At 72.1% G+C, this 11934-nt stretch carries 11 protein-coding genes; 5 read left to right on the forward strand and 6 right to left on the reverse strand.

What is annotated here, in order from left to right:
• Positions 1 to 40: 40 nt before the first annotated feature.
• Positions 41 to 307, reverse strand: a complete 267-nt coding sequence (locus tag AB0I38_RS08480; protein WP_358464036.1) for a DUF1876 domain-containing protein — start codon at positions 305 to 307, stop codon at positions 41 to 43.
• Positions 308 to 361: 54 nt separating this feature from the next.
• Positions 362 to 604 carry a hypothetical protein gene (locus tag AB0I38_RS08485; protein WP_358464039.1) on the reverse strand — a complete coding sequence of 81 codons (243 nt, stop codon included), beginning with the start codon at positions 602 to 604 and terminating at the stop codon, positions 362 to 364.
• Positions 605 to 924: 320 nt separating this feature from the next.
• Between AB0I38_RS08485 and AB0I38_RS08490 the strand changes: the two genes are divergently transcribed.
• The 4 genes from AB0I38_RS08490 (at position 925) to hypF (ending at position 5388) form a co-directional block, all read left to right on the forward strand.
• Positions 925 to 1791, forward strand: a complete 867-nt coding sequence (locus AB0I38_RS08490) for a universal stress protein (protein ID WP_358464042.1) — start codon at positions 925 to 927, stop codon at positions 1789 to 1791.
• Complete coding sequence (locus AB0I38_RS08495) at positions 1788 to 2561, forward strand: DUF6544 family protein (protein ID WP_358464045.1); 774 nt, start codon at positions 1788 to 1790, stop codon at positions 2559 to 2561. The genes AB0I38_RS08490 and AB0I38_RS08495 overlap by 4 nt, the downstream gene beginning before the upstream one ends.
• Positions 2562 to 2661: 100 nt before the next feature.
• On the forward strand, positions 2662 to 3318 hold the full coding sequence (locus tag AB0I38_RS08500) for a CBS domain-containing protein (RefSeq protein ID WP_358464048.1): 657 nt from the start codon (positions 2662 to 2664) through the stop codon (positions 3316 to 3318).
• Between the two features lie 9 nt (positions 3319 to 3327).
• Complete coding sequence (hypF, locus tag AB0I38_RS08505; protein WP_358464051.1) at positions 3328 to 5388, forward strand: carbamoyltransferase HypF; 2061 nt, start codon at positions 3328 to 3330, stop codon at positions 5386 to 5388.
• Here hypF and AB0I38_RS08510 read toward each other — a convergent pair.
• From AB0I38_RS08510 to AB0I38_RS08525, 4 genes are all read right to left on the reverse strand, one after another.
• The gene (locus AB0I38_RS08510; protein WP_358464054.1) at positions 5372 to 5986 is read right to left on the reverse strand and encodes a CBS domain-containing protein; all 615 of its coding nucleotides are present in this window, start codon (positions 5984 to 5986) and stop codon (positions 5372 to 5374) included. The two genes, hypF and AB0I38_RS08510, sit on opposite strands and share 17 nt — an antisense overlap.
• The gene (locus AB0I38_RS08515) at positions 5971 to 6651 is read right to left on the reverse strand and encodes a CBS domain-containing protein (protein WP_358464057.1); all 681 of its coding nucleotides are present in this window, start codon (positions 6649 to 6651) and stop codon (positions 5971 to 5973) included. The genes AB0I38_RS08510 and AB0I38_RS08515 overlap by 16 nt, the downstream gene beginning before the upstream one ends.
• Positions 6652 to 6751: 100 nt before the next feature.
• Positions 6752 to 9358, reverse strand: a complete 2607-nt coding sequence (locus AB0I38_RS08520) for a bifunctional acetate--CoA ligase family protein/GNAT family N-acetyltransferase (protein ID WP_358464060.1) — start codon at positions 9356 to 9358, stop codon at positions 6752 to 6754.
• Complete coding sequence (locus AB0I38_RS08525; RefSeq protein WP_358464064.1) at positions 9351 to 10310, reverse strand: Acg family FMN-binding oxidoreductase; 960 nt, start codon at positions 10308 to 10310, stop codon at positions 9351 to 9353. Before AB0I38_RS08525 ends, AB0I38_RS08520 begins: the two co-directional genes overlap by 8 nt.
• A 241-nt stretch (positions 10311 to 10551) precedes the next feature.
• Between AB0I38_RS08525 and AB0I38_RS08530 the strand changes: the two genes are divergently transcribed.
• Positions 10552 to 11925 (forward strand): cytochrome ubiquinol oxidase subunit I, encoded by a 1374-nt coding sequence (locus tag AB0I38_RS08530; protein WP_358464067.1) that lies wholly within the window; start codon positions 10552 to 10554, stop codon positions 11923 to 11925.
• The last annotated feature ends 9 nt before the right edge of the window (positions 11926 to 11934 follow it).

Here is an 11934-nt window from a genome sequence, read left to right on the forward strand (position 1 = left end):
CTGGCCTGATCGGTGTTGGGCGTGATCGCCCCTGGCCTGATCAGCGGGACTCGGCCGGGCCGCCGATCCGGGCCACGTCCTCGGCGGCGTCGATGATGAGTTTGTCGGCCAGGTCCATCAGCGCGCGCCCGGCGGCGAGCTCGTCGCCGATCTCCGGCACCGGGCGGTCGCCGGGGTTGCGCCGGGCGACGCCGACGCTCTCGTGCCACCTGGTGCCCTGCGCCGACAGCACCGCGCGGGCCAGGGTCCGCTCGTCGCCGTCGTCCTCGCTGATGTAGATCTGCACCGTCCACTGTTTGACCTGCATGGCTCCCCCTTGGGTCACTGGATTCCGCGGTGGGCCGGCGAAGGCTCGTCGCCTTCAGATAGTGGGCGCGAGATCGCCCCGCGCGTTCTCCAAGGGCCCGGTGTTCTTCAGGCTCCCGGCGTTCTCCAGGGCTCGGACGTTTCCCAGGGCCCGGATGTTCTCCACCGCCCGGACGAGGGCGAGGTTGGCGGCGGTCAGCGTGCGGACCTCTTCCTCCAGGTCGCTCACCCGCCTCTTCAGCGCCGTCAGCTCGGTGTCGAACACCGGCGACTCCATGATCATGCGGCCACCGATCATGATCGGCTCACCTCCCAGAGAGCTGGACGAACTCATCGTCGCCCGGCGGCACGCCCGCGGATAGCGGCGAACGTCACCGCCCGTGAGGACCAATGGCACTGTCCGGCCGCTCACCCCCGCGCTGAAGTGAGACACGGGGATCCCGCTGGAAGCGGGGTTTCCGCTCCTCGCGTCGCCCGGAATCGACCCTCTATGTTCAGTTTCCAGTAATTTGGGCATTTTGTCCCCATTGACGGTCGGTGGATGACCGCCGGGCACTGAAACGTGGCCGAGCGAGGGCGTCATTCGCCCGCGCTCCTCGCGACAGGAGGCGAACGGCGATGAGCAGGCCCATCGTGGTCGGGGTCGACGGTTCGGAGTCGGCGAAGGCCGCGCTCGACTGGGCGATCGACGACGCGGCACGCCGCGGCCGGCCCCTGCGGATCGTGCACGTGCGTGAGCCCTGGAAGAGCGAGCGCCCCTTCACCAAGGCCCACGAGGAGCACACCCGGTCCGAGCAGGAGGCCCGGCTGCTCGCCGCCAGTGAAGCGCGGGCGCGCACCCGGGCCCCCGGCCTCAACGTGACCACCGCTCACCTCACCGGCGCGGTGACCCAACGGCTGCTGACCGAGTCGGAGACCGCCGACACCCTGGTGGTCGGCAACAGGGGCCTCGGCGGGTTCGCCGGGCTCGTGCTGGGCTCCGTCGGACTGCACCTGGCCGGGCACGCCCACAACCCGCTCGTCATCGTGCGGGCCCCCGCGCACGCCGGGAACGGCGAGGTCGTGGCCGCCTACGACGGGTCCGACGACGCGGACGCCGCCCTTGAGTACGCCCTGAAGCAGGCCGCCGCCATAGGCGCGCGGGTGCTCGTGGTCTACGCCGAGCGCTACCCGTCGCTCGCTCCGCAGGGAGCCGGCTACGGGCCGCTGCTCGCCGGGGCGTTCGCCGACGTGGAGACCGAGATCCGGCAACGGCTGGCGCCGTGGCGCGAGAAGTACCCGGGGGTCGAGCTCGTCGAGTCGATCGTCCGGGGGCACCCGGTGCCCATCCTGGCCGCCGCCTCCCGGACCGCCGATCTGATCGTGATCGGGCCGCACGGGCTGGGCGGGTTCGCCTCCGCCGTGCTCGGCTCGGTCACGCACGGCGTGATCCACCGGGTGCACTGCCCGGTGGCCGTGATCCGAGCTCCCCGGAGGCCGTCATGAGCGTCGTCGTCGCTCCGCCGTACCTGTCCTATGAGGCCCGCCGCGACTGGCAGCTGCTGCAGGCGGCGACCGAGGATCCCGAGCCGTTCGACCCGGCGCGGGCCGGCCTGCTGCCGGAACCCGCGCGGCGCTGGCTGCTGCACGCCATCGCGCCCGGCACGCCGTTGCTGCGGGCCGTCGTGCTGGAGACGCACGGCACGATCCGGCTGGGCGGCTGGCGCACCTTCCACGCCACGCAGGCGCTGCTGCCGATGGTGGGCTTCGTCTGGACGGCCACCGCGTACGTGGGACTGCTGAACGTGCAAGGTTTCGACCGCTACCTGTGCGGCGCCGGAGAGATGCGCTGGCGGCTGATGAACACGATCCCGGTCATGTCGGGCACCGGCGAGGACATCACCAGGAGCGCGGCCGGGCGGTTGGCCAGCGAGTTCGTGCTGGCGCCGGCCGTGGCGCTCGATCCGCGGATCCGCTGGAAACCGGTCGACGACCGCCGGGTGATCGCCTGCCTGCCGGTCGGTGACGAGGAGCACGAGGTGACGCTCGACGTCGCCCCGAGCGGCAGGCTGACGGCCGTCACCCTGCAGCGCTGGGGCAACCCTGACCAGGAGAGATACCGCGAGCACCCGTTCGGGGCGCGGTGCGAGGGTGAGATCACCTTCGACGGGTTCACGTTGCCCGAGTCGCTGCGGGTCGGCTGGTGGCCGGACATGGAGCGGTGGGCCGAGGGCGAGTTCCTCCGCTTCTCGATCGACGACGCCCTCTACAGATGAGCGCCGAGGCGGGACCTTGGGCCCACGGACGTGGGACGTTCGCCAGTGCCGCGACCGCCGGGCCCACGGCATCGTGAAAGATGAAGAGGAGGTGAGCACGATGGCAATCGAAGTCAAGGACGTCATGGGACGCGTGGCCATCGCCGTGCTCCAGGACGCGTCGTTCGCCGACATCGTGTCGGCGATGAAGCGTTACGCGGTGGGCGCGGTCACCGTGATCGACGCCGATCGGCGGCCGGTGGGGGTGGTCTCCGAGGACGATCTGCTGCTCAAGGAGGCAGATCCCGTACGGCACAGTGTCTCCATGTTCGAGTCGCGCAGGCAGCGGCAGGAGCACCAGAAGGCCGCGGGCGTCACGGCGACCCAGCTCATGACCTCCCCGGCGATCACCATCACCCCTGGGACCCCCGTCCGCGACGCGGCCCGGCTGATGCATGACAAGCGCGTCAAGCAGCTGCCTGTGATCGATCCCGTCACCGGGCGCATCATCGGCACCCTGCACCAGCGTGACGTGCTGCGGGTCTTCCTCCGTCCGGCGACCGAGCTGGAGGCGGACATCCGGGCGCTGCTCCCTCAGCGTGACGCGTTCACGATCGACATCGACAAGGGCATCGTGACCATCGGTGGCCGGGTCAGCTGGAACTCGCAGGTCATCGCGCTGATCGAGGTGATCCGCCGCGTCGAGGGCGTGGTGGACGTGGTCAACGAGCTGACCTACGAGAGGGAAGACCTCCTCGTTGTCCCGCCGGTGCTCTAGGCCCGTCTCATGGCTGTCGAGGAGCACGCTCCCGCGCGGGTCCGGCCGTACGTCCAGCACCTGGTGACCGGGCCGGCGGACCGGCAGGCGCCGTACCCGCCGCAGGAGCTCCCCGCCGACCGGGCGACCTGCGACGACTGCCTGCGCGAGCTGTTCGACCCGGTCAACCGCAGATACCGGTACGCGTTCATCGACTGCGCGTCGTGCGGTCCGCGCGCGGCGATCGCCGAGGGCCTGCCGTACGCGCGGGCCCGCACGGTCATGCGCCACTTCCCGATGTGCGCGGCCTGCGCCGCCGAGTACGACGACCCGGCCGGACGGCGGTTCCACGCCGAGTCGACCGCGTGCCCGTCGTGCGGCCCCCGGCTGCGTTTCCTCGGCGTCACCGGAGATCAGGCACTCCGGACCGCGGTCGAGATCGTCGCGGGCGGCGGGGTGATCGCGGTCAAGGGCCCCGGCGGCTTCCAGCTCGTCTGCGACGCGATCGACGACGGGGCCGTGGCCCGCTTCCGCGAGATCACCGGACGCGCGACGGAACCGCTGCCCGTCATGGTCCGCGACGTGACCTGCGCCGGCGCCCTGGGCTACCTGACGGACGCCGACCGCCGCCTGCTGTGCGACCCCGCGGCCCCGATCGTGCAGGTCCGGCGCGCGCGGCACGCCGTGCTGTCCGCCGCCGTCTGCGCCGGGACCGCCGGCGTCGGGCTGCTCCTGCCCGGCACGCCGCTGCACCACCTGCTGCTGGACGGCCTCCGCCGCCCCCTCGTGGTGGTCACGGCGGACGACCCCGCCGGCGCGGAGGAGGCCGTCGAGCTCGGCGTGGACGGGGTCCTCACGCACGACCGGCCGCTGGTGGGCCGCCGCGACGACTCGGTGGTCCGCTCCCTCGGGGCGCGTTCCACGGTGATCCGCCGCGCTCGCGGCCTGGCGGACGCGCCGCTGCCGCTGCCCGTCGCCGCCCGGCTTCCCCTGCTGGCCCTGGGCGCGGAGCGGGGCGGCACGTTCACGCTGGCGTACGGCGAGCGGGCCGTCCTCGGCCCGCACCTCGGCGACCTCACCGACGCCCGCGCCCTTGAGGCGTACGAGGCGGAGCTCGACCGGCTGCGCGGACTGCACGGCGTCGAGCCCGTGCACGCCGCGCACGACCTGGACCCCGGCTGCCTCGCCTCACGGATGGCGAGCCGCTGGCCGAGCCGCGTGGCCGTGCAGCACCACCACGCGCACGTCGCGGCGGTGGCCGCCGAGCACGGCCTGCCGGCCCCCTTTCTCGGGATCGCCTACGACGGGCTCGGTCTGGGCGACGACGGCACCTTCTGGGGCGGCGAACTACTGCTGGCCACCTACACCGGCTATCAGCGGCTCGGCCGCTTCTCCCAAGCTCCGATGCCCGGCGGGGCCGCGGCCGTACGCAGGCCCGCCCGCATGGCCCTCGGCTACCTCGTCGGCGGCGAGACCACCGATCAGCCCATCCCCATGGGTCTCGCCGCCGATCTTCCCGGATTCCCCCCGGTGGCCGGCATCCGCCAGGTGATCGCCCGGGGCGGCCCGGTCACCTCCGGCGCGGGCAGCCTGTTCGACGCGGCCGCCGCGCTGCTCGGGCTCTGCCCGGCCGCCGGGTCCGAGGGGGACGCGGCGGAGCGGCTGGAGCAGGCCGCCACCGGCTGTCCCCGCGTGGAGCCGCTGGCCTGGCGGCTGGCGCGGCGTGACGGGCTGTGGGTGTACGACGCCGTGGCCACGCTGCGCGACCTGCTGGAGGCCAGGGCCGACGGCGAGCCGGCCGGGCGGATCGCCGCCGCCTTCCACGCCACGATCGCGGCCGTCACGGTGCTGATGTGCGAGCGGGCAGCCGCCGAGCACGACGTCACCACGGTCTGCCTGTCGGGCGAGGTGTTCCAGAACCGGCTGCTGGCCGCCGACGTGCTCACCCGGCTGACCCTGGCCGGCTTCGAGCCGTACATCGGCGAGCGGGTGCCCGTCGGCGACGGCGGCGTCAGCTACGGCCAGGCCGCGATCGCCGCCGCCAGACTGGCCACGCCGTCGTCCCCGGCGGGACTCACCTCAGATGCCTGACCCGGACGATGCCGGGCACGGTGCGGGCGAGCACGTCGGCGATGCGGTCGGCGTGCCGGTGGGGTGGCCCGCTCAGCTCGGCCACACCGTCGTGGACGGCGACGTCCCAGCTCGGGCCGAAGGGGTACTGCTCGCTGAGCGCGTCGCGCACGGCCTGGCACAGCTCCTCGTCGGGGCGGGCCAGCATCGCCATCAGGTCGCGGCGGCTGACCATCCCGACGATCTCCTCGCCCCTGAGGACCGGCAGGCTCTTGATCCGCTTGCCGATCATGAGGTCGATGGCGAGGGTGACGTCCGTCGTCTCGGTCACGGTGACCACCTCGCCGGTCATGACCTCCGCCACGTGGCGCGGTGGGGGCTCGGCGGACGTCTCGACGGGACGCGCCGAGGCCCGGGGGTCGGGCTCGAACTCACCGCGCAGCAGGTCGAGCTCGCTGACCACGCCGGCCAGCCGTCCCTCGGCGTCGACCACGGGAGCCGCGGTGATGTCGTGACGGTGCAGCACCCGGATGGCCCTGCGCACCGGGTCGGTGCGCAGGACCGTGACGACCGGACTGCTCATGACCTCGCGGACGAGCATGACTAACTGCCCTCCCACTTCGAGTCGTCCTGCTTCCAGGTCAGGTTGTCGATCACGTCGACCACGCCGTTGACGCGCTGGGTCATCCGCGCCGCGATGCCTGCCTCGCTGCGGCGGTCCATCCAGCCGCTCAGCGTCACCACGCCCTGGTGGACCTCGACGGTGACGTGGGAGGTGTCGACCCACAGGGCCCGCTCCAGGATGTCGTCCCGCACCTCGGCGGCGATGTCCTCGTCGCCGCGCAGGAACAACTTGACCAGGTCGCGGCGGCTGACGATGCCGACCAGCCTGCCGTCGGGGTCGACGACGGCCAGCCGCTTGACGTCGCGGGAGTCCATCAGGCGGGCGGCCGAGACCGCGGACGCCTCGGGGGAGACGCTGATCGCGGGCGAGCTCATCAGCTCGGCGGCGGTGTCGCCCGCGGCCTTCTGCCTGCCCTTGGGGTGGCGCAACCGGGCGCGCAGCGGCGGCTGGTAGCCCTCGCGGTAGAACTGCTCCCTGAACTCCTCCTTGCGGAGCAGGTCGGCCTCCGACACCATGCCGATGACGTGGCGGTCGTCGTCCACCACGGGCACGGCGCTGATGCCGCCCGAGATGAGCGTCTCGGCGATGTCCTTGAAGGGGGTGTCGCCTCTCACCGAGGCGACCTCGGTCGTCATCACGTCCTTGACGGTCATCCTCATGACTACCTCCTTGGGGTACTCCCATCACACCTCGTGGAGCGGACCGCCCGTAGGGGCGGAAGTCCCGAATCCGCCCGGCCCTTGGTCAGCGGGCGGCGGGTCAGCGCAGGCGGCGCAGCAGCGGTGACGGCTGCGGCCGGGACGGCGCGACCCGGATCCGGGCGTCCACCGTCGTGGCGCCGGCGGGGGTGACGATCACCGGGTTCAGGTCGAGCTCGGTCACCTCGGGCAGATCCTCCAGCAGCCGGCCGATGCGGATCAGCTGCTCGGCCAGGGCCTCGACGTCCACCGGCTGCGTGCCCCGGTAGCCGTGCAGGAGGGGCGCGCAGCGCAGCTCGTCGATCATCTCGACGGCCGTGGCCCGGCTGAGCGGCGGCACCCGGAAGGACTGGTCGGCCAGCAACTCGGCCGTCACGCCGCCCATCCCGACCATGACCAGCGGCCCGAACGACGGGTAGTTGACCCCGCCGACGATGATCTCGACGCCCTTGGGCAGCATGGGCTGCACGATGCCGCCGGTCATCTCCGGGCCGATCCGCGCGTACATGTCCGCGTAGGCCTGCCGTACCTCCTCCACGCTCCGCAGATCGAGCCGTACGCCGCCCACGTCGCTCTTGTGCACCGGGCCTGTCGCCTTCAGCACGACGGGCAGCCCGACCTTGGCGGCGGCCTCGGCGGCGGCCTCGGGGCCGTCCACGTCCACGGTGGGCACCAGGTTCAGCCCGTAGTGGCCGAGCAGGGCCGTGGCGTCGGCCGGGGACAGCCAGCCGCCGGTGGGGTGGGCGTCCAGCTCGGCTCGCACGATCTCCCGTCCCGCGCGCTCGTCGACCTGCGGCCGGGCCTCCGCCGTCTCGGCCGGGCGGGCCCGCCACTCGGCGTAGTGGACCGCGTTGGCCAGCGTCTCGACGGCCTGCTCGGGGAAGGCGTAGCTGGGGATGCGGTCGTCGATCAGCCCGTCGTGGCCCACGATGCAGGCCAGCACGGTCTTGCCGGTGTGCTCGGTGGCGGCGGCGATGGCCCGGCGGGTCTCCTCCAGCCCGGAGCCGAACGGCGGCGTGTAGACGACCAGGATCGCGTCGATGTCGGGAAGCTTGCCCAGGGCCTCGATCGCCGCGCCGATCTGACTGGCCGGCGCGTCGGCGGTCAGGTCGACCGGGTTGCCCAGGGCGGCCGACTCGCCGGCCTCGATCAGCCCGGCGGGCAGCTCGGGGACGATGAGCCCGTGCAGCTCACAGGCGTCGGCGGCCATCGCCTCGGGACCGCCCGAGTTGCCGACGATCGCGACGCGGCGGCCCTGGGGGAGCGGCTGCGTGGCGAGCAGGCGGGCGGTGTCGATGAGGTCGTGCACGCTGTCGAGCCGCAGCACCCCCGAGGCGCGGACGAGCGCGTCCACGGCGACGTCGGGGCTGGCGGCGGCCGCGGTGTGGGAGCGGACCGCCCGGTCACCGGCGCCCGACCGGCCGCTCTTGACCAGCAGGATCGGCTTCTTCGAGGAGACGCGCCGGGCGATGCGGGCGAACTTGCGCGGGTTGCCGAACGACTCCAGGTAGAGCGCGATCACGTCGGTGTCGTCGTCGTCCTCCCAGTACTCCAGCAGGTCGTTGCCGCTCACGTCGGCCTTGTTGCCGACGGACACGAACGACGAGACGTTCAGCCGCTCCAGCAGCGCGGCGCCGACGGCGCCCGACTGCGACATGAGCGCGACCCGGCCCGGGGCCGGAGCGTGCGGCAGGAAGCTGGCGTTGAGCCGGGCGGGGGTGCTCACGACGCCCAGGCAGTTGGGCCCGACCAGGCGCATCCCGGCGGTGCGGCAGATCCGCAGCAAATCGGTCTCCACGTCGCGCAACCCGGCCTCGGCGAACCCGGAGGTCAGCACGACCAGCCCGGACACCCCGGCCTCGGCGCACTCGCGGGCCACCTGCAGCACGTGCCTGGCGGGCACCGCCACGACCGCCAGGTCCACGCCCGTGGTGATCGCGCCCACGTTCGGCAGGCAGGCCAGTCCCGCAAGCGTGTCGGCGTTGGGGTTGATCGGATAGAGGTCGCCGGTGAAGCCGCCGTCGATGAGGTTGCGCAGCACCCGGTGGCCGACGCTCCGGGGGTCGCGGCCGGCCCCGATCACGGCGACCGACCGGGGGGCCAGCACCCGGGCCAGCGAGGCGCGCTCGGCCTCGTGGTCGCGGGCCTCGATGCCCGCCCACAGCTCCGGCGTCGGTTCCGCGTCGATGCTGATGTGCATCGAGCCGCCGTCGAAACTGCGCCGTATGTCCAGCCCGAGGTTCTGCAGCACCCGGATCATCGTCTGGTTCTCGGCCAGTACGTCGGCGATCAGCTCGCGGACGCCGTTGGCGGCCGCGTCGAGCGCGACGTGCTCCAGCAGCAGCGTGCCCAGTCCGTGGCCGTGCACGGCGTCGTCGAGCAGGATCGCCAGGTCGGCGGCGCCCTCGTTGATCGGGATGTACTCGGCGATGGCGACCAGCCGGTCCCGCATGGTGGCCACCATCGCGTGGCCCTGATAGGCCGGGCTGGTGAGCCGGTCCATGTAGGAGTGGGCGGTGTTGCGGCCGCCGGTGAAGAACCGCAGGTAGGCCGAGCGCTCCGACGAGCGATCGACCAGCTCGTGCAGAGCGGGGCGGTCGGCGGGGGTCAGGGGGCGCACATGGGCGATGCCGCCATCACGCAGCAGGACATCGTAGCCGTCAAACATGCGAACTCTCCAGTTCGGTGGCGGGGCGGCGCGGACTGCGGGCCACGTAAGGGCCGTAACCGAGCCTAATGATCATCTGAGGGTGTCCGCGCCGGTGGCGCGGGTCCCGGCGCTGGCGCATGTCGCGCAGGTCCAGGGGCTGGTTGAGGAAGGACGTCGACAGCCCGTGCCTGGTCGCGACCAGCAGCACCCGTTGCAGCGCCTGCCCGGCCCGCAGCCAGTCGATCGGCCGGTCGCCCGGCGTGGTGAGCACGGCGAGCTGGGGACGCTCCTCGAACCGGGCGCGCGTGGTGTGCCGTCCGAAGTCGCGCACGGGAGCCGGCTCACCCGTGGGGCGCGGCCCGTGCACGTAGGAGGGGACGCCGTCGTAACGCGCTCCCGGCATCGTCCACGCGGCCAGCTCGGCCTGGTAGTCGTGGTCGGCGGACAGCTCCTCCTCGGCGATCGCGGCGTAGTCCATGATGTCGGTCGCGCCGCGCCGGTCGAGGGGCAGCAGGTTGGCGCCTTCGCGGGAGGCGGCGATGCGCAGGTCGGCGATGACCGACGACGGCACCGGACGCGAGTCGTAGGGCTCGCGGTTGGTGCGCCGCTCCCAGATGAGGTCGTACAACTCGCGCTGCTCGCCCGACGACGGGCGGGCGTCGGTCATCCGCACGGCTGCCAGCAGATCGGGCTCCTCGTCCGGGCCGGGCAGCAGCCAGACCACCGGGCGCTGCCCGGCCGCCCGCACCGCGAGCCGCAGGTTGAACAGGGCCGCGCCGCAGCTGACGTGCAGTGAGCGCCCCCGAGGGTCGCTCACCCGCAACCGCCGGTCGGGGTCGGCGAACAGCTCGACGAACTCGTGACGGACGATGTCGAAGCGCCAGGGCTGGGTGTTGAGCACCGACGGCGCGTGCCCGGCGGCGACCAGCAACCGCCGGACGCCCAGCTCTGTGGCGAGTGGGGTAGACATGACACACCTCCTACCCAGACGCTCGCGTAGGTCCCATTGTGCCGGGAGTGCCGGAGGGCCCTCGGGTCGGTGCCAAAGGTCCCTGCCTGACGGCGGGCGGAGAGCCGGCGACCGCCCCCGTGCGGACCGCGTCACAGGTCAGAGCGGGTGCAAACGAAGGGAAAGGAAGGACCAAGGTCCCATCAGGATGGGGTCTGCCGGCCCTACGGGCGGAGAGGGGGCGTGCACGACCCTGCTCATCATGGATGTTCTGGACCTTTCGCGGTGGCAGTTCGGCATCACGACCGTCTACCACTTTCTGTTCGTACCCCTGACGATCGGGTTGTCGATCCTCGTGGCCGGGCTGCAGACCGCCTGGCACCGTACGCGGAAGCCCGAGTATCTGCGGCTGACCAAGTTCTTCGGCAAGCTCTTCCTGATCAACTTCGCGATGGGCGTGGTCACCGGCATCGTGCAGGAGTTCCAGTTCGGGATGAACTGGAGTGACTACTCCCGCTTCGTCGGTGACGTGTTCGGCGCCCCGCTGGCGATGGAAGGGCTGATGGCCTTTTTCCTCGAATCCACCTTCATCGGACTGTGGATCTTCGGCTGGGACCGGCTCTCGCCCCGGCTGCACCTGGCGACGATCTGGATCGCCGCGATCGGCACCAACCTGTCCGCCTACTTCATCCTGGCCGCGAACTCCTGGATGCAGCACCCGGTCGGCTACCGGATCAACAACGGCCGGGCCGAGCTGACCGACATCTGGGCCGTGCTCACCAACTCCACCACGCTGGTCACCTTCCCGCACGTGATCTTCGGCGCGTTCATGACGGCCGGCGCGTTCGTGCTCGGTGTCAGCGCCTGGTTCCTGCTGCGCAAGCGCGAGGTGGACATGTTCCGCGTCTCCGCCCGGATGGCCATGGTGGTCAGCCTGATCGCCGCGATCGGCGTCTCCTTCTCGGGCCACTGGCAGGCCCAGATCATGACCGAGCAGCAGCCGATGAAGATGGCCGCCGCCGAGGCCCTGTGGGAGGACGAGACCTCGGCCGGCTTCTCGCTGTTCGCCATCGGCGACGTCGAGAACGGCCGCAACCACGTCAACCTGCAGATCCCGTACGGCCTGAGCCTGCTGTCCACCAACACCCTGGACGGCAAGGTCGAGGGCATCAACGACATCCAGGCCCGCTACGAGGCGCTCTACGGCCCGGGCGACTACCGGCCGATCGTCGGACTGGCCTACTGGTCGTTCCGGCTGATGATCGGGTTCGGGATGCTGGCCGCGCTGGCGGCGCTGGCCGGGCTCTGGCTGACCAGGCGCGGCAGGCTGCCCGCGAGCCGGTGGCCCTACCGGCTGGCCATCGTGGGCATCGGCCTGCCGTTCCTGGCCAACACCCTCGGCTGGATCTTCACCGAGATGGGCCGCCAGCCGTGGACCGTGTTCGGCCTGATGCGGACCGCCGCCGCCGTCTCACCCGGCGTGGACGTCACCGAGGTGGCCATCACGTTGGTCGGCTTCACCCTCGTCTACGCCGTGCTCGCCTTCATCGAGGTGCGGCTGCTGCTCAAGTTCATCCGCATCGGGCCGCAGGAGGAGCAGGAGCCCGACTCCGCCGTCCCCGCCCTCAGCTACTAAGGACTCCCG

The sequence above is a fragment of the Nonomuraea cavernae genome (genome assembly GCF_040655715.1).
Taxonomy (GTDB): Bacteria; Actinomycetota; Actinomycetes; order Streptosporangiales; family Streptosporangiaceae; genus Nonomuraea; species Nonomuraea cavernae_A.

Excerpts from the sequence above, each read along its gene's own strand:
- AB0I38_RS08480 (WP_358464036.1), bottom strand. The coding sequence starts at position 307 with ATGCAGGTCAAACAGTGGACGGTGCAGATCTACATCAGCGAGGACGAC.
- AB0I38_RS08485 (WP_358464039.1), bottom strand. The coding sequence starts at position 604 with ATGATCGGTGGCCGCATGATCATGGAGTCGCCGGTGTTCGACACCGAG.
- AB0I38_RS08490 (WP_358464042.1), top strand. The coding sequence starts at position 925 with ATGAGCAGGCCCATCGTGGTCGGGGTCGACGGTTCGGAGTCGGCGAAG.
- AB0I38_RS08495 (WP_358464045.1), top strand. The coding sequence starts at position 1,788 with ATGAGCGTCGTCGTCGCTCCGCCGTACCTGTCCTATGAGGCCCGCCGC.
- AB0I38_RS08500 (WP_358464048.1), top strand. The coding sequence starts at position 2,662 with ATGGCAATCGAAGTCAAGGACGTCATGGGACGCGTGGCCATCGCCGTG.
- hypF (WP_358464051.1), top strand. The coding sequence starts at position 3,328 with ATGGCTGTCGAGGAGCACGCTCCCGCGCGGGTCCGGCCGTACGTCCAG.
- AB0I38_RS08515 (WP_358464057.1), bottom strand. The coding sequence starts at position 6,651 with ATGAGGATGACCGTCAAGGACGTGATGACGACCGAGGTCGCCTCGGTG.
- AB0I38_RS08520 (WP_358464060.1), bottom strand. The coding sequence starts at position 9,358 with ATGTTTGACGGCTACGATGTCCTGCTGCGTGATGGCGGCATCGCCCAT.
- AB0I38_RS08525 (WP_358464064.1), bottom strand. The coding sequence starts at position 10,310 with ATGTCTACCCCACTCGCCACAGAGCTGGGCGTCCGGCGGTTGCTGGTC.
- AB0I38_RS08530 (WP_358464067.1), top strand. The coding sequence starts at position 10,552 with ATGGATGTTCTGGACCTTTCGCGGTGGCAGTTCGGCATCACGACCGTC.